We start from the raw sequence: 15,576 nt of genomic DNA on the forward strand, positions 1-15,576 counted from the left end.
GGCACGCACCTTGATGATGTCTTACTCGGCTGCGTCCGGCAGCTGCGTCGGCTGCAGCTCCTCAAGCTTCGAGTTTTCCAGCTCGACCGAAAGACCCAGCGACCGCATTTCCTTGACGAGAACGTTGAAGCTCTCCGGAATACCGGCTTCGAACGTATCGTCGCCACGGACGATCGCTTCGTAGACCTTGGTACGGCCGGCCACGTCGTCCGACTTCACCGTCAGCATTTCCTGCAGGGTGTAGGCGGCGCCGTAGGCTTCCAGAGCCCAGACTTCCATTTCCCCGAAGCGCTGACCGCCGAACTGCGCCTTGCCGCCCAGCGGCTGCTGGGTCACGAGCGAGTAAGGACCGATCGAACGGGCGTGGATCTTGTCGTCGACAAGGTGGTTCAGCTTCAGCATGTAGATGTAGCCGACAGTCACCTGGCGGTCGAACTGATCGCCGGTACGGCCGTCATACAGCGTCGACTGACCGGTGACCTTCAGGCCTGCCTGCTCCAGCATCTCGTTGACGTCGGCTTCCACCGCGCCGTCGAAAACCGGCGTTGCGATCGACACGCCGCGGCGGGTCTGCTCGGCCAGGCGGACGATCGATTCATCGTCGTACTGCTTGATCGGCTCGCCCTTCGGACCGGACCCGATGACGCTGTCGATGGTATCGCGCAGCGGCTGAATGTCAGAGCCCGCCTTGTAGGCATCGAGCATCGCACCGATCTTCTTGCCCATGCCGGCGCAAGCCCAGCCCAGGTGGGTTTCGAGGATCTGGCCGACGTTCATGCGCGAAGGCACGCCGAGCGGGTTCAGAACGACGTCGACATGCGTACCGTCTTCGAGGAACGGCATGTCTTCGATCGGCACGATGCGCGACACGACACCCTTGTTGCCGTGACGGCCGGCCATCTTGTCGCCCGGCTGGATCTTGCGCTTCACAGCGACGAAGACCTTGACCATCTTCATGACGCCCGGAGGCATTTCATCGCCGCGCTGGACCTTTTCGACCTTGTCCATGAAGCGGTGCTCGAGAAGCGACTTGGATTCGTCGTACTGGCCGCGCAGGGCCTCGACTTCGCCCTGAGCCTTTTCGTCCTCAACAGCGAACATCCACCACTGCGAGCGGGGATATTCGGAGATGACGGCGTTCGAAAGCTCGGTGCCCTTCTTGAAGCCCTTCGGACCGGCAACCGCGACGTGGCCGCGCAGCATGTCGAGAAGACGCGAGTAGACGTTGCGATCGAGGATCGCCTGCTCGTCGTCGCGGTCCTTCGCCAGCCGCTCGATTTCTTCGCGCTCGATCGCCATCGCACGTTCGTCCTTCTCCACGCCATGGCGGTTGAAGACGCGGACTTCGACGATGGTGCCGAAGGTGCCCGGAGGCATGCGCATGGAGGTGTCGCGAACGTCGGACGCCTTTTCACCGAAGATGGCGCGCAGAAGCTTTTCTTCCGGCGTCATCGGGCTTTCGCCCTTCGGCGTGATCTTGCCTACGAGGATGTCGCCCGGCTGAACTTCCGCACCGATGTAGACGATACCAGCTTCATCGAGGTTCTTCAGCGCTTCTTCCGAAACGTTCGGAATGTCGCGGGTGATTTCTTCCGGACCGAGCTTGGTGTCGCGCGCCATCACTTCGAATTCTTCGATGTGGATGGAGGTGAACACGTCATCGCGAACGATACGCTCGGAAAGCAGGATCGAGTCTTCGTAGTTGTAGCCGTTCCAGGGCATGAACGCGACGAGCGCGTTGCGGCCGAGCGCCAGATCGCCGAGATCGGTCGACGGACCGTCAGCGATGATGTCGCCCTTGTTCAGAACGTCGCCGACGGTGACCAGCGGACGCTGGTTGACGCAGGTGTTCTGGTTCGAACGCTGGAACTTCTGCAGGCGGTAGATATCGACACCGGACTTGCCGGCCTCGAGGTCTTCGGTCGCACGGATAACGATACGGGTCGCGTCAACCTGGTCGACCACGCCGCCGCGGCGAGCAGCGATGGCAGCACCGGAGTCACGCGCAACGACCGGTTCCATGCCGGTACCGACGAACGGCGCTTCGGCACGCAGCAGAGGCACGGCCTGACGCTGCATGTTCGAACCCATGAGAGCACGGTTGGCGTCGTCGTTTTCCAGGAACGGGATGAGCGCTGCCGCAACAGACACGAGCTGTTTCGGCGAAACGTCCATCAGGTTGATCTGGTCGCGCGGTGCCAGCATAACGTCGCCGGCGTGACGGCAGACGACGAATTCTTCCACGAACGAACCGTCCGTGTTGAGCTCGGAATTTGCCTGCGCGACGTGATACTTCGCTTCTTCCATCGCCGACAGATAGACGACCTCACGCGTCACCTTGCCATCGACGATCTTGCGGTACGGGCTTTCGATAAAGCCGTACTTGTTGACGCGAGCGAAGGTTGCGAGCGAGTTGATCAGACCGATGTTCGGGCCTTCCGGCGTTTCGATCGGGCAGATACGGCCATAATGGGTCGGATGAACGTCGCGGACTTCGAAGCCTGCACGTTCGCGCGTCAGACCGCCCGGGCCAAGAGCCGAAAGACGGCGCTTGTGGGTGATTTCCGACAGCGGGTTGACCTGGTCCATGAACTGCGAGAGCTGCGAGGAACCGAAGAACTCGCGGACTGCAGCAGCAGCCGGCTTCGCGTTGATCAGGTCCTGCGGCATGACGGTGTCGATTTCGATCGACGACATGCGTTCCTTGATCGCACGCTCCATGCGAAGCAGGCCGAGACGATACTGATTTTCCATCAGTTCGCCGACCGAACGCACACGGCGGTTGCCGAGGTTGTCGATATCGTCGATCTCGCCCTTGCCGTCGCGCAGGTCTACCAGCATCCGGACAACAGCCAGGATGTCTTCCTTGCGCAGGATGCGGACGGTGTCGGCCGCATCGAGGTCAAGGCGCATGTTCATCTTGACGCGGCCAACGGCGGAGAGGTCGTAACGCTCCGCATCGAAGAACAGCGTGTTGAACATTGCTTCAGCCGAATCCATGGTCGGCGGTTCGCCCGGACGCATGACGCGGTAGATATCGAACAGAGCGTCCTGACGGTTCTCGTTCTTGTCGACCGAAAGCGTGTTGCGAATGTACGCACCGACATTGATGTGGTCGATGTCGAGGATCGGGATTTCATCGAAGCCAGCCGTCAGGATGATACCCAGCGTCTTTTCGTCGATTTCATCGCCGGCTTCGAGGAAGATTTCCCCGGTCGATGGGTTGACCAGATCTTCGGCAAGGAAGTTGCCGTAGAGATCGTCGTCGGCAGCCTTGATCGCCTTCAGGCCCTTTTCCGTCAACGTCTTCAGCAGGCGCGGCGTCAGCTTCTTGCCGGATTCGACCACGACTTCGCCGGTATCGGCATCGATCAGGTCGGACAGAGCCTTCTGGCCCTTGAGCGTATCCGGCTGGAACGGAATCCGCCAGCCCTTGCCGTCGCGCTGGTACAGCGACTTGGTATAGAAGGTGTCGAGGATTTCCTCGCCGTCCATGCCGAGCGCCATCAGGAGCGACGTGACAGGGATCTTGCGGCGGCGGTCGATACGCGCGTGGACAACGTCCTTGGCGTCGAATTCGATGTCGAGCCAGGAGCCGCGATAGGGGATGACGCGGGCAGCAAACAACAGCTTGCCCGACGAGTGGCTCTTGCCCTTGTCGTGGTCGAAGAACACGCCCGGCGAACGGTGCATCTGCGAAACGATGACGCGCTCGGTGCCGTTGACGATGAACGTACCGTTGTTGGTCATGAGCGGCATGTCGCCCATGTAGACGTTCTGTTCCTTGATGTCCTTGATGGACTTGGCGCCCGTATCCTCGTCAATATCGAACACGATAAGGCGCAGCGTCACCTTGAGGGGTGCAGCGTAGGTTAGATCGCGCTGACGGCATTCCTCGACGTCGAACTTCGGCTGTTCGAATTCGTAAGATACGAATTCCAGCATCGATGCGCCGGAGAAATCCGTGATCGGGAAAACGGACTTGAAAACGGACTGAAGCCCCTCGTCCGGACGGCCGCCCTGCGGCTCGTCGACCATGAGGAACTGGTCGTAGGATGCCTTCTGAACCTCGATGAGGTTCGGCATTTCTGCGACTTCGGGAATTTTACCAAAAAACTTGCGTACGCGCCTACGACCATTGAATGAAAGGGTCTGAGCCATCGTCGCTCCTTCAAATTTTGCATCCGGGCCTGCAACGGACGGGAACCGATGGCCAGTCGATCCCGTCAATCAATGGGTTGTCCAATCTCGTCCAACCTCCAAAAACGCTCAGCGCGGATTGCTGTGCTATCCTTGGATCGAGACCATCCTTTTGAAGAACCCATTACCCAAAAGCCGTTTTCAATTGGCTTTTGGGTAATATGTTCAGAAAGCGGTCAAAGAGAGGCGGTCCTTTCGGACCACCTCCCCTTAGAAATAGGCACGATTACTTGACGTCGACCTTGGCGCCAGCGTCTTCGAGCTTCTTCTTGAGATCAGCGGCTTCAGCCTTGGAAACGGCTTCCTTGACAGCCTTCGGAGCGGCTTCAACGAGGTCCTTGGCTTCCTTCAGGCCGAGACCCGTGATAGCGCGAACTTCCTTGATGACGTTGATCTTGTTTGCGCCGGCCTCAGCGAGGATGACGTCGAATTCAGTCTTTTCTTCTTCAACGACGGCAGCAGCGCCGGCGCCGCCGGCAGCAGCAACGGCCACCGGAGCAGCAGCGGAAACGCCCCACTTTTCTTCAAGAAGCTTCGACAGTTCTGCAGCTTCCAGAACGGTCAGCGAGGACAGGTCGTCTACGATCTTAGAGAGATCAGCCATTTTTTAGTTCCTTTTGTTCGGTTCGAACTTGGTTAGATATAAACAACGAAAAACCGCCTTATGCGGCTTCTTCATCCTTCTTGGCGTAGGCCGCGAACACGCGGGCAAGCTGGCTTGCCGGTGCTGCAACAACGCCTGCGATGCGGGTAGCCGGTGTCTGGATCATGCCCAGCAGCTTTGCACGCAGTTCGTCCAGCGAAGGCAGGGTCGCAAGCGACTTGACTGCATCCGCATTGAGCGACGTTGCTCCCATGGAGCCGCCCAAAACAACGATCTTGTCGTTGGTCTTGGCGAAATCCATGACGACCTTTGGAGCCGTGATCGGGTCGGCGCTGAATGCAACCAGCGTCTGTCCCTTGAAGAGATTGGACATCCCTTCGGCTTCCGTACCCTGAAGGGCGATCTTGGCCAGGCGGTTCTTCGCGACTTTGACGGTGCCGCCAGCAGCGCGCATCTTCGAACGGAAGTCGTTCATCTGTGCGACTGTGACACCAGCATAGTGGGCCACGACAACCGAACCGGCGCCCTTGAAGGACTCGTTCAGCTCCGTGACGAATTCGCGTTTTTCCGCTCTTTCCACTGCCTATCTCCAGTTGACGGGACTACGAAATGCAGCCCCATCGGGTTTGCCTTTGCCACATGGGATCAGAATTGATCCCAAGCGACGCTCGAGGATCCTGTCCCCTGCGCGTTCCCGTTTTAAGCGGGTCCGGCACAAGGCAAGCCGAGGTTCGAACCGAATTCCCACGCTTAAAGCGCGTCAAATGAAATTCGGGACTCACCCGTCTCATGCAGGCTGAAGTGATTAAGGGATAACCACCTGCAATCTCGGACAGGAGTTCCGGGTTTGATCCCGGAATTCCCGGCCCCGAAGGGCCGGAAATCTTGGACCGGACCGAAGTCCGGATAAATTATTAAGCGGCTGTGACCGACGAAGGATCAACCTTGACGCCCGGGCCCATGGTCGAGGAAATCGCCACGCGCTTGACGTAGTTGCCCTTAGCGCCCGCCGGCTTTGCCTTGATGACCGCATCCGCAAACGCGCGGATGTTTTCTTCAATGGCGGAAGCGGTGAAGGAAGCCTTGCCGATACCGGCATGAACGATACCGGCCTTTTCGACGCGGAACTCGACGGCGCCGCCCTTCGATGCCTTGACAGCACCGGCGACGTCCATCGTAACCGTTCCGACCTTCGGGTTCGGCATCATGCCGCGGGGGCCGAGAACCTTACCGAGACGGCCGACGAGCGGCATCATGTCCGGGGTGGCGATGCAGCGATCGAAGTCGATCTTGCCGCCCTGAACGATTTCGACCAGGTCTTCGGCGCCAACGATGTCGGCGCCAGCAGCCTTGGCTTCGTCAGCCTTGACACCACGGGCGAAAACGGCGACGCGAACGTCACGACCGGTGCCGTTCGGCAGGTTGACGACGCCACGGACCATCTGGTCGGCATGACGCGGATCAACACCGAGGTTCATCGCAACTTCGATGGTTTCGTCGAACTTGGCGATGGCACGGGCCTTCACCAGGGAAATTGCTTCCGGCAGGGCCACGAGCTTTGTCGGGTCGATGCCTTCGCGGATCTTCTGTACGCGCTTTGCAAGCTTTGCCATGATCTTAGCCCACCACTTCCAGACCCATGGCGCGGGCGGAGCCCTCGATCATGGTCATTGCGCCTTCGATATCGGCTGCGTTCAGGTCCTTCATCTTGGCTTTGGCGATCGTCTCGATCTGAGCCTTGGTGAGCTTGCCTGCGGTCGCACCCTTGCCCGGCGTCTTCGAGCCGGACTGGATCTTTGCTTCCTTCTTCAGGAAGTAGCTGACCGGCGGCTGCTTCATGATGAAGGTGAAGGACTTGTCCTGGTAGTAGGTAATGACGACCGGGATCGGCATGCCCTTTTCCATTTCCTGCGTGGCGGCATTGAACGCCTTGCAGAATTCCATGATGTTTACGCCACGCTGACCAAGCGCCGGGCCGATTGGCGGGGACGGGTTAGCCGATCCTGCCTTGACCTGAAGCTTGAGCTGGCCTGCAACTTTCTTAGCCATTTCTCTCTGCCTTTTGGTTTTCCCTGCCTCACCGCCCGTCAGATGACGGGCTGGAGCAGAAAACGTTCCGGCCGGTTTCCCGGCCCTTCATGCCATCCCTCGTCAAAGGGAGTGGCGGCTGCGGTTGCGTGGTGCGGAGCGCCGGTCCGGCTAAGACCGGTTTCCTTCCACGCGCATTGCGGGTCACCCCGCTTTTGCCGGATACGAATACCCGGAAAACAAAAGAATGCCGCGCAGCCGGATACCCCAGCGCTGCGGCAATCAGAAATCAGACTTTCTCGACCTGAGCGTATTCAAGGTCTACCGGCGTCGCGCGGCCAAAGATCGAGACTTCGACCTTAAGGCGCGAACGCTCTTCGTCCACGTCCTGTACGATGCCGTTGAACGAGGCAAACGGACCGTCGGAGACGCGAACCTGCTCACCGATCTCGAACGAGATCGAAGGCTTCGGACGATCGACACCGTCCTGAACCTGACCGAGAATGCGCTCGGCCTCGAAATCCGGAATCGGAACCGGCTTGTTGTCGGATCCGAGGAAGCCGGTCACCTTCGGCGTATTCTTGATAAGGTGATAAGCCTCATCCGTCAGATTGGCACGCACGAGCACGTAGCCAGGAAAGAACTTGCGCTCGGCATCGACCTTGCGGCCACGACGAACTTCAACGACCTTTTCGGTCGGGACGAGAATCTTTTCAAACAGATGGCTGAGACCCTTCTGCTTGGCCTTCTCCTCAATGGATTCAGCAACCTTCTTCTCGAAATTCGAGTAGGCGTGAACGATGTACCAACGCGCTGCCATATTCATCCCCACCCGTTCAGATACCAGCATTCAGGACGAGGCCGATCAGCCAGCCCATCAGTTGGTCCGCAGCAAAAAAGAAGAGTGCCGCAAAGAGGACCATGACGAACACCATCAGCGTCGAGATCGTCGTCTCGCGCCGAGAAGGCCATGTCACTTTCGACGTCTCGGAGCGCACCTGCTGCAGAAACGTAAATGGATTTGTTTTGGATGCCATTGAATGCTCACGCCTTAACGGCCCGTAAAGCTGACGATCAGCCCCACGCGCCGCGTGTCTGTTTGAACCCTACATAAAGACCGATTCTATAAATCACAAGAGGTCAACGGTCTTTTTGCGAAATTAGCCGGAAAAAGGCAAGCCCTCTTCCTGTATGTGCTGCCATGCCGCCGCTGCATATGTTGCGCTGGTCCGAATGGCAGGGGCAGCAGGGCTCGAACCTGCGACCTGCGGTTTTGGAGACCGCCGCTCTACCAACTGAGCTATACCCCTAGACCGCAGCGCTGATGCCAGAAGGCTGTGCGCCGCGGTAAGTCTGCGGCTTATTATTCAGTTTGCCCGGCGATGACAAGCGTCTTTACGGGAAAAAGAGAAAGAATCCGGCGATATCCGGCTTTCTTTTTTACCTTGCAAATGAGCTTCGCTCACTTGCCGACATATTTGCGCCAGTCATGCTCTTCCTTGAACCCGAGCACCTCGCGAATCTTCCGATTCGACAGCAGCCCCTCGAATTCGCCGATCTCCCGCGTGAACGGTACGTTGGGGAAATAGCGGGCCGCCAGCTCGCGCGACGGAGTATCGGCCGAGACCGTGTCGTTCACCGCGTTGAAGACCTGGAAGCCCATACCGTCCTTCTCGATGCAGAGCTTGACGATCTGGCCGAGGTCACGCGCGTCGATATAGCTCCAGGCGATGCGCTTGCGGATTTCCGGATTGGCGAAATAGGCCGGGAACCGCTCGTATTCATGCGGCTCGATCACATTGCCGATGCGCAACGCATAGATGTCGAAGCCGGAGCGCTCGGCAAAGGCGCGCGCCGTCTTCTCGTTGATCACCTTCGACAGGCCGTAGCTGTCCATCGGATTGACGTCGTAGTCCTCCTCCAGCGGAAACTGATGGAAGTCGCGGTGGCCTTCGGCAAAGCAGACGCCGTAGGTGGTTTCACTGGACGCAACGATGATCTTGCGGATGCCGAGCTTTACCGCCGCCTCGATGACATTGTAGGTGCCCATCGTGTTGATGCGGAAGGTCTCGTTGTCCGGCTTGATCAGGATGCGCGGCACGGCTGCGAAATGAACAACGGCATCGAACGGCTGCGGCCCCTGCCCGTGCTCCAGATCCGGAAAGTCCCGGTGCATCGACATGGCGTTGAACATCTGGCCGCTATCGGTGATATCGGCGATGAGGTTGGTGACGCCGGGGCTATCGAGCGGCACAAGATCGACATTGTGAACCTGATAGCCGGCCTCGACCAGATATGGCACGGCATGCCGCCCCGCCTTGCCCGCACCACCGGTGAACAGAATCCGCTTGCTCATGGGAATCCTCCGCTTGCTGGCCACCGAAACGGGCGGCTTTCCTCGCCAAAACCGATATGCCCTGTCCGTTCCGGAGCCGCAATGGTATTTCTGCGCGGCAAGGGATGACGGAAGGCCCGGGGTCATCTATGTCGTAATGCACAAGGTATAACAGTCCGGACGGCCACAAGAACATGTCGATGCAAGCCGAAGATTTCGAAGCGCTTCTCTCAGGCTATGAAATGGTGGCGTTGGTCGCCAACAGCGAAAGCGTCGATATCGACGCAATCACGAGCACTTTGCCGGAGAAAACACTCTACGTCTTCTTCACGGGGTGCGCCAAAGTCCTCTCCCGCCCTTTCGACAAGGACGCCGTACTCTGTCATCGCCTCGTCGCCGGCGGCACGCGCTTCCTGAAGTCGCAGAAGCATTTCGACAAGGCCTACAGTCTTTTTACGCGTAGCCTGAGGGCTGAAATTGGCGTGATCGCCGATCGCGGGGTTGCAGATGGGGGGGCGGGAGTGACGTCGCCGCGCAAAAGCGATCTGGTGCCGCATACGCTCGATTTCGACCACACGTTCGGCCCACTCTACCCGGTGGAACGGATGCCGACCACGGGTTTTGCCATTGCCGTCTGGCTTGCCGAGAAGGTGCCGCATGCCAATGTCTGCCTTTGTGGCTTTACGGGCGTGGCAGGCCTGCAGTTCAGCATGTACACGGAACATGACTGGACGTTTGAGCAGATCATGCTGCAGCTCTTCGTCAAGAAGGGTCGCATCCGGCGTTTCGAGGAAAAACTTAGCGAACCGGCCGGTTCCTTCGCCCGCATCCACAGCCGGTTTCCCGAATTCAGCGAAGCGACGATCGCGCTCGTCGCCAACAATGTGCTTGCCAACCGCTTCACCGGCATGGAACGGCAGGTCGCCAAGCTCTGGTCGAAGACGAAGCTCGAGCGCCGCATCCGCGGCTTCTTCAAGCGCTTCAAGAGGTTTGGGCATTGAAACCCGCAATGCAGGTGCCCCAAACGTCGGCAAGACGATAACGCAAAAAGGCCCCACTGTTTCCAGCGAGGCCCTTCCAGAATTCCGGTAATCTAAAGCGATTACTCGACGATGCTTGCGACGATGCCGGCGCCGACGGTGCGACCGCCTTCACGAATTGCGAAGCGCAGCTTTTCTTCCATCGCGATCGGCACGATCAGCTCGACGGCAACGGTGACGTTGTCGCCCGGCATGACCATTTCCGTGCCTTCCGGCAGCGACACGATGCCGGTCACGTCGGTCGTGCGGAAGTAGAACTGCGGACGGTAGTTGGTGAAGAACGGCGTATGACGGCCGCCTTCTTCCTTCGTCAGGATGTAGGCTTCAGCCATGAACTTCTTGTGCGGCTTGACCGAACCCGGCTTGCACAGGATCTGGCCACGCTCGACGCCGTCACGGGTGACGCCGCGGATCAGCGCGCCGATGTTGTCGCCGGCCTGGCCCTGGTCGAGCAGCTTGCGGAACATTTCAACGCCGGTCACCGTCGTCTTGGTGGTCGGACGGATGCCGACGATCTCGACTTCTTCACCAACCTTGACGATGCCGCGCTCGACGCGGCCGGTGACGACCGTACCACGGCCCGAGATCGAGAACACGTCTTCGATCGGCAGCAGGAACGGCAGGTTGATCGGACGCTCCGGCGTCGGGATGTAGGCGTCAACGGCGGCCATCAGTTCGCGGATCGAATCTTCGCCGATCTTCTTGTCGGAATCTTCAAGAGCGGCCAATGCCGAACCCTTGATGATCGGGATGTCGTCGCCCGGGAAGTCGTAGGACGACAGCAGTTCGCGCACTTCCAGCTCGACGAGCTCGAGCAGTTCGGCGTCGTCGACCTGGTCGACCTTGTTCAAAAACACGACGATCGCCGGAACGCCGACCTGACGGGCAAGCAGGATATGCTCGCGGGTCTGCGGCATCGGGCCGTCGGCAGCCGAGCAAACCAGGATCGCGCCGTCCATCTGGGCAGCACCGGTGATCATGTTCTTGACGTAGTCGGCGTGGCCGGGGCAGTCGACGTGGGCATAGTGACGGGCAGCCGTCTCATATTCGACGTGCGCCGTCGAAATGGTGATGCCGCGCGCCTTTTCTTCCGGGGCGGCGTCGATCTGGTCATACGCCTTGTACTCGCCGAAATACTTCGTGATCGCTGCCGTCAGCGACGTCTTGCCATGGTCAACGTGGCCGATCGTGCCAATGTTAACGTGCGGCTTGTTGCGCTCAAATTTGCTCTTTGCCATGGGTACGTTTCCTGTGATCAATGAGAATGGATCGTCCGGCGGCGCCGGTTTGGGGAGGCGTTTAAGGGTTTCGGAAGAATTGCGCAAGACTTAATTATTTTGCGCCCTTCCAAGACCTTGGCCTTTTGATGATGCCTATATGGGGATTGCTGAACGCGTTTCCAACGCCATCGGCGCCAGGGGCGGAAGTTACCGTAAATCAACGACTTGTGCGCGATTGCTAAAGAAAAACTTCAGACGGCGGGATTGTTTGGCTGTTTGCTGGAGCGGGTAGCGGGAATCGAACCCGCGTATTCAGCTTGGAAGGCTGCTGCTCTACCATTGAGCTATACCCGCGGGTCATGATCCGTCTGACAGAATGGTGGAGGGAGTTGGATTTGAACCAACGTAGGCTGAGCCAACGGATTTACAGTCCGTCCCCTTTAACCACTCGGGCATCCCTCCATTATTCTGTCGGGATCAAGCGACCAGGCATTTCAGATCGAAGCACTCTGCCGGAGCAAGGCGCCCCTTCGATCTGCGCCGGGTATATGACCGTCCCGTTTCATCCTGTCAACACGATCGGTCAGAAAAAGTTGCGAAATTCGCCATAAAGATTGCGGGCCATCGATTTCGCGAAAAACGGTTCCCCGTGCCCCCTATCACCAGTATAAGGCAGGCATGAGCAAAGATATTCCGGGCGACAAGAGCGCCAAAGACACCCATTACGCCACTCTCCGCCGCGCCCATCGCGACGCCCGCCGCGAGCGGGGCGAGATTCCGACGCCCGTCCAGGATCGCCGCAAGAAAACATCAAATGCCGACTGGAAGGCACCGCAGCTGGCACCCGACCAGGTCCTGCTCTATGGCATCCACACCGTGCGCGCCGCGCTCGACAATCCTGAACGCAAGATCACCAAGCTGTCGGTGACGCAGAACGCGCTTGTCCGGCTCGAAACCGGTCCGGTCGAATCGCTCGGCTTTCCGGTGGAGATCGTCACGCCGCAGGATCTCGACAAGTTACTCGGGCCCGACGCCATCCATCAGGGCGCGATGCTGGAAACCGCGCCCCTGCCCGTCCGCCGTCTTTCGGCGCTGAAGGACAGCCCGCTGATCCTCGTCCTCGACCAGGTCACCGACCCGCACAATGTCGGCGCCATCATGCGCTCCGCCGTCGCCTTCAATGCCGGCGCGCTGATCACCACCATGCGGCACAGCCCGACGGAATCGGGCGTCATGGCCAAGTCGGCTTCCGGCGCGCTGGAAATGATCCCCTATATCCAGATCGCCAATCTGGCCGATGCGCTGGAAGAACTGCACAAGCTCGGCTTCGTTTCGGTCGGTCTCGATTCGGAAGGCCCCGCCCCACTCGAACAGACGCTATCCGGTGAGAAAATTGCGCTTGTTCTCGGCGCCGAAGGCAAGGGATTGCGTCAGAAGACCCGCCAGACCGTCAACGCGCTCGCGCGGCTCGATATGCCCGGTGCCATCAAGTCGCTCAATGTCTCGAACGCAGCGGCAATCGCCATGTATGCTGCGCGCAGTTACCTGACCAAGGCCTGACCAGCACGATTGGGTGAGGTTGTGCCGATCGACAATCGGGCTTCGGGACAGCCATCCCGAAGCTTGCGCCATGTGGTCACGTTGAGTTCCATTTCGCAACGCGCCAGATAGGCCACGTCGCCGACCCGGATGCAGACGGTCTGGCCGAGTTCGAGTTTCGAGCCGTCGGTATTTCTGCATGTGCATGACGCAAGGGACACGCCGGGAAGCGTTCCGGCAAACGCCGAAACAAGCGCAATTACCAGAAGGCTCGGTACGCTTTTCATAGGCGAAGCTTACTACAAGATCGGCCGCCCTCCAAGGGCGCGCTATGCCGTTGAAAGCCATTCGGCTCTGTCGGTCAGGCCTTCTTCAGAAACTCGGTGCGCAGCACCAGACCCTTGATCTTGGCGTGGCGGCACTCGACCTCGTCCGGATCGTCGGTCAAGTGGATGCCCTTGATCATCGTGCCGCGCTTCAGGGTGTCGGATGTGCCCTTGACCTTCAGATCCTTGATGAGTGTCACGTTGTCGCCCTCGACGAGGATCGTACCGTTGCTGTCCCTGACGTCCATTTTTCGATTCCAATTCATGATGCTGTTGGCGGAAACCTGTAACGGGGCTCTATCGCCTTGGACGGTGCCTGTCCAGTCAGCCTCAAAAAGGGCAGCAGGTAATTGTGCATCCGTCCGCGAGCCATGAAGGGAAAAACCGTTTGTTGGGGCTACCGCCAGATATAAAAGCCGGACACGCGTCGTGCCCGGCTTTCAAAGTCGTACGATCCCGCAGGTGATCAGGCGGCGATATCGAAATGACCGCGGTCGGCGATCGCCTTTTCAGCCTCAGTGATCGCTGCTTCCTTCGAATCCGGGCTGATGGCGAGGCCCTCGGCGCGGACGAACTCGACATCGGTGATGCCGATGAAGCCAAACACCGTGCTCAGGTAGGTCTCCTGATGGTCCATTGCGCTGATCGGAGAAGCGCCCGAATAGTGGCCGCCCCGCGTCGAGGCGACGATCACCTTCTTGCCCTTTGCCAGGCCTTCGACACCGGCTTCGGTGTAGCGGAAGGTGGTTCCGGCAACGAGGATGCGGTCGATCCAGGTCTTCAGCTGGCTCGGAATGGCGAAATTGTACATCGGTGCGCCGATGACGACGACGTCGGCAGCGAGGAATTCGTTGAGCGAGGCGCGGCCGGCGTCAAGTTCGGAAACGAGCGTGGCATCGAGCCCTTCCGGATTGGCCGAGGCGGCCATCAGGTGCGAACCGTTCAGATGCGCCAGTGGATCAGCCGCGAGATCGCGGTAGGTGACGCTGTCGCCCGGACGCTCGGCCTTGATGCGGGCGACGATCGACGCGGTCAGGCGACGGGATACGGAATGATCTCCGAGGATACCGGAGTCGATATGGAGAATGTTCATGTTGGCACCTTCGTGTCTTGGGTGGCGTTTGGGTGCATCACATATGAATTTAAAACAATGAGCCGAGAAGTCCGCCCTTTTTTGACAGACTGTTTCCTGATAGAGACAATCTTGTCTACATTGGGCGAAACGGAAGGTGTGAAATGCAAGACCTGAACGACCTCGCGCTGTTTGCCGCCGTGGTGAAGCACAAGGGGTTTTCCGCCGCCGCGCGGGTGCTCAACATCCCGAAATCCAAGCTGAGCAAGCATGTGGCGCGGCTGGAGCAGCAGCTCGACGTTCGCCTTCTCGAACGCTCGACGCGCAAGCTGCGGGTGACCGAGATCGGTCAGTCCTTCTATGAACGCTGCGAGACGATCCTCTCCGGCGTCGAAGCGGCGGAAGCGGTGGTCGCGGCGGCCAAGAGCGAGCCGACCGGCATCGTCCGCCTCGCCTGCCCGATCGGCTTCACGCCGATGGTCGGCCATATCCTGCCCGCATTCCATCGGCTTTACCCCGGTGTGCGGTTGCTGGTCACCACGACCAACCGGCGGATCGACCTGGTCGAGGAGCGCATCGACATCGCGCTTCGGGCCCGCGATCAGCTCGATACCGACAATCACCTGATCGTGCGCAAGTTCGGGCAGGCGCGTCAGTTCCTAACGGCGAGCCCGGCACTGATGGCTCGGATCGGCAATGTGACGATCGACACGCTCGGCAAGATGCCGACGCTTTCGATGAACGAACAGCACAGCTCCGACACCTGGCAGCTCAACCACACGGACGGCACGAAGCGCGATATCGCGCACCAGCCCATCATTGGCTGCAGCGATTTCGGCATTCTCGAACGGGCAGCGATCGAGGGCGTCGGCATTGCGCTTCTGCCGGATCATCTTTGCGCGCGCGCCTTCCGCACCGGCGTGCTCTTGCCCGTGCTGCCGGAATGGTCTTCCAACGACGCCATCGTGCATCTGGTCTTCACCTCGCGCCACGGCATACTACCCGGCGTCCGCGCGCTCATCGATTTCCTTGTCGAAAATCTGCCCGGCGCCATGTCTCGTTGCAAGGAGATCGATCCGGCCCCGGCGATGCTCGACGCTGCCGAATAATATGGGCGCACCGGAAACACGAGGATATTGTGGTTGCAACGGTGCATAGCAGAGCTGGAAAAGCGAGCTGCCAAGTGCATTTTCCCTTTACACACGACCAGAA

The 15,576-nt window shown here is 59.4% G+C and carries 15 protein-coding genes and 3 tRNA genes; 3 read left to right on the plus strand and 15 right to left on the minus strand.

Going from position 1 to position 15,576, the window contains the following annotated elements; all coding sequences use genetic code 11:
• Positions 1-21: 21 nt before the first annotated feature.
• The 9 genes from rpoB to ACSQ3F_RS18895 form a co-directional block, all read right to left on the minus strand.
• Entirely contained in the window at positions 22-4,161 is a 4,140-nt protein-coding gene (gene rpoB, locus ACSQ3F_RS18855; protein ID WP_436101617.1) for a DNA-directed RNA polymerase subunit beta, read from the minus strand.
• A 265-nt stretch (positions 4,162-4,426) separates the two neighbouring features.
• Positions 4,427-4,804 (minus strand): 50S ribosomal protein L7/L12, encoded by a 378-nt coding sequence (rplL, locus tag ACSQ3F_RS18860; protein ID WP_436101618.1) that lies wholly within the window; start codon positions 4,802-4,804, stop codon positions 4,427-4,429.
• 58 nt (positions 4,805-4,862) lie between these two features.
• Complete coding sequence (rplJ, locus tag ACSQ3F_RS18865) at positions 4,863-5,384, minus strand: 50S ribosomal protein L10 (protein WP_436101619.1); 522 nt, start codon at positions 5,382-5,384, stop codon at positions 4,863-4,865.
• Positions 5,385-5,718: 334 nt separating this feature from the next.
• The gene (gene rplA, locus ACSQ3F_RS18870) at positions 5,719-6,417 is read right to left on the minus strand and encodes a 50S ribosomal protein L1 (RefSeq protein WP_436101620.1); all 699 of its coding nucleotides are present in this window, start codon (positions 6,415-6,417) and stop codon (positions 5,719-5,721) included.
• 4 nt (positions 6,418-6,421) lie between these two features.
• Positions 6,422-6,853, minus strand: a complete 432-nt coding sequence (rplK, locus tag ACSQ3F_RS18875; RefSeq protein ID WP_436101621.1) for a 50S ribosomal protein L11 — start codon at positions 6,851-6,853, stop codon at positions 6,422-6,424.
• A gap of 268 nt (positions 6,854-7,121) precedes the next feature.
• Positions 7,122-7,652, minus strand: a complete 531-nt coding sequence (gene nusG / locus ACSQ3F_RS18880) for a transcription termination/antitermination protein NusG (RefSeq protein WP_018325892.1) — start codon at positions 7,650-7,652, stop codon at positions 7,122-7,124.
• A 16-nt stretch (positions 7,653-7,668) separates the two neighbouring features.
• Positions 7,669-7,869: a preprotein translocase subunit SecE gene (secE, locus tag ACSQ3F_RS18885; protein ID WP_436101622.1), complete on the minus strand. Its 201-nt coding sequence runs from the start codon at positions 7,867-7,869 to the stop codon at positions 7,669-7,671.
• A gap of 197 nt (positions 7,870-8,066) precedes the next feature.
• Positions 8,067-8,142: transfer RNA gene (locus tag ACSQ3F_RS18890), tRNA-Trp, on the minus strand.
• Positions 8,143-8,294: 152 nt separating this feature from the next.
• A complete protein-coding gene (locus ACSQ3F_RS18895) occupies positions 8,295-9,188 on the minus strand; it encodes an NAD-dependent epimerase/dehydratase family protein (protein ID WP_436101623.1) in 894 nt (297 codons plus the stop codon).
• 179 nt (positions 9,189-9,367) lie between these two features.
• On the opposite strand from ACSQ3F_RS18895, the gene ACSQ3F_RS18900 reads away from it, so the two are divergent.
• Positions 9,368-10,168 carry a hypothetical protein gene (locus ACSQ3F_RS18900; protein ID WP_436101624.1) on the plus strand — a complete coding sequence of 267 codons (801 nt, stop codon included), beginning with the start codon at positions 9,368-9,370 and terminating at the stop codon, positions 10,166-10,168.
• 101 nt (positions 10,169-10,269) lie between these two features.
• Here ACSQ3F_RS18900 and tuf read toward each other — a convergent pair whose 3' ends face one another.
• The 3 genes from tuf to ACSQ3F_RS18915 form a co-directional block, all read right to left on the minus strand.
• A complete protein-coding gene (tuf, locus tag ACSQ3F_RS18905) occupies positions 10,270-11,445 on the minus strand; it encodes an elongation factor Tu (protein WP_436101613.1) in 1,176 nt (391 codons plus the stop codon).
• A gap of 262 nt (positions 11,446-11,707) precedes the next feature.
• Positions 11,708-11,781, minus strand: a tRNA-Gly gene (locus tag ACSQ3F_RS18910).
• A 23-nt stretch (positions 11,782-11,804) separates the two neighbouring features.
• Positions 11,805-11,889: transfer RNA gene (locus ACSQ3F_RS18915), tRNA-Tyr, on the minus strand.
• 216 nt (positions 11,890-12,105) lie between these two features.
• Here ACSQ3F_RS18915 and ACSQ3F_RS18920 point away from each other — a divergent pair.
• Positions 12,106-12,987, plus strand: coding sequence for a TrmH family RNA methyltransferase (locus ACSQ3F_RS18920; RefSeq protein ID WP_436101625.1), 882 nt, complete (start codon positions 12,106-12,108; stop codon positions 12,985-12,987).
• On the opposite strand, the gene ACSQ3F_RS18925 is transcribed toward ACSQ3F_RS18920, so the two are convergent.
• The 3 genes from ACSQ3F_RS18925 to ACSQ3F_RS18935 form a co-directional block, all read right to left on the minus strand.
• Positions 12,969-13,253: a hypothetical protein gene (locus tag ACSQ3F_RS18925; RefSeq protein WP_436101626.1), complete on the minus strand. Its 285-nt coding sequence runs from the start codon at positions 13,251-13,253 to the stop codon at positions 12,969-12,971. The two genes, ACSQ3F_RS18920 and ACSQ3F_RS18925, sit on opposite strands and share 19 nt — an antisense overlap.
• A gap of 74 nt (positions 13,254-13,327) precedes the next feature.
• On the minus strand, positions 13,328-13,540 hold the full coding sequence (locus tag ACSQ3F_RS18930) for an alkylphosphonate utilization protein (RefSeq protein ID WP_436101627.1): 213 nt from the start codon (positions 13,538-13,540) through the stop codon (positions 13,328-13,330).
• A 218-nt stretch (positions 13,541-13,758) separates the two neighbouring features.
• Positions 13,759-14,385, minus strand: a complete 627-nt coding sequence (locus ACSQ3F_RS18935; protein ID WP_436101628.1) for an FMN-dependent NADH-azoreductase — start codon at positions 14,383-14,385, stop codon at positions 13,759-13,761.
• A gap of 143 nt (positions 14,386-14,528) precedes the next feature.
• Here ACSQ3F_RS18935 and ACSQ3F_RS18940 point away from each other — a divergent pair, with 143 nt between their 5' ends.
• The gene (locus ACSQ3F_RS18940) at positions 14,529-15,473 is read left to right on the plus strand and encodes a LysR family transcriptional regulator (protein ID WP_436101629.1); all 945 of its coding nucleotides are present in this window, start codon (positions 14,529-14,531) and stop codon (positions 15,471-15,473) included.
• Positions 15,474-15,576 lie beyond the last annotated feature (103 nt).

The sequence above is a fragment of the Pararhizobium sp. LjRoot238 genome (assembly GCF_964252955.1).
Classification (GTDB): domain Bacteria; phylum Pseudomonadota; class Alphaproteobacteria; order Rhizobiales; family Rhizobiaceae; genus Pararhizobium.

What these genes read in the sequence shown, in the direction of transcription:
- ACSQ3F_RS18935 (WP_436101628.1), bottom strand. Translation starts at nt 14,385, where the DNA reads ATGAACATTCTCCATATCGACTCCGGTATCCTCGGAGATCATTCCGTA.
- tuf (WP_436101613.1), bottom strand. Translation starts at nt 11,445, where the DNA reads ATGGCAAAGAGCAAATTTGAGCGCAACAAGCCGCACGTTAACATTGGC.
- ACSQ3F_RS18895 (WP_436101623.1), bottom strand. Translation starts at nt 9,188, where the DNA reads ATGAGCAAGCGGATTCTGTTCACCGGTGGTGCGGGCAAGGCGGGGCGG.
- secE (WP_436101622.1), bottom strand. Translation starts at nt 7,869, where the DNA reads ATGGCATCCAAAACAAATCCATTTACGTTTCTGCAGCAGGTGCGCTCC.
- ACSQ3F_RS18940 (WP_436101629.1), top strand. Translation starts at nt 14,529, where the DNA reads ATGCAAGACCTGAACGACCTCGCGCTGTTTGCCGCCGTGGTGAAGCAC.
- nusG (WP_018325892.1), bottom strand. Translation starts at nt 7,652, where the DNA reads ATGGCAGCGCGTTGGTACATCGTTCACGCCTACTCGAATTTCGAGAAG.
- ACSQ3F_RS18920 (WP_436101625.1), top strand. Translation starts at nt 12,106, where the DNA reads ATGAGCAAAGATATTCCGGGCGACAAGAGCGCCAAAGACACCCATTAC.
- rplL (WP_436101618.1), bottom strand. Translation starts at nt 4,804, where the DNA reads ATGGCTGATCTCTCTAAGATCGTAGACGACCTGTCCTCGCTGACCGTT.
- ACSQ3F_RS18925 (WP_436101626.1), bottom strand. Translation starts at nt 13,253, where the DNA reads ATGAAAAGCGTACCGAGCCTTCTGGTAATTGCGCTTGTTTCGGCGTTT.
- ACSQ3F_RS18900 (WP_436101624.1), top strand. Translation starts at nt 9,368, where the DNA reads ATGCAAGCCGAAGATTTCGAAGCGCTTCTCTCAGGCTATGAAATGGTG.
- rplA (WP_436101620.1), bottom strand. Translation starts at nt 6,417, where the DNA reads ATGGCAAAGCTTGCAAAGCGCGTACAGAAGATCCGCGAAGGCATCGAC.
- rplK (WP_436101621.1), bottom strand. Translation starts at nt 6,853, where the DNA reads ATGGCTAAGAAAGTTGCAGGCCAGCTCAAGCTTCAGGTCAAGGCAGGA.
- rpoB (WP_436101617.1), bottom strand. Translation starts at nt 4,161, where the DNA reads ATGGCTCAGACCCTTTCATTCAATGGTCGTAGGCGCGTACGCAAGTTT.
- ACSQ3F_RS18930 (WP_436101627.1), bottom strand. Translation starts at nt 13,540, where the DNA reads ATGGACGTCAGGGACAGCAACGGTACGATCCTCGTCGAGGGCGACAAC.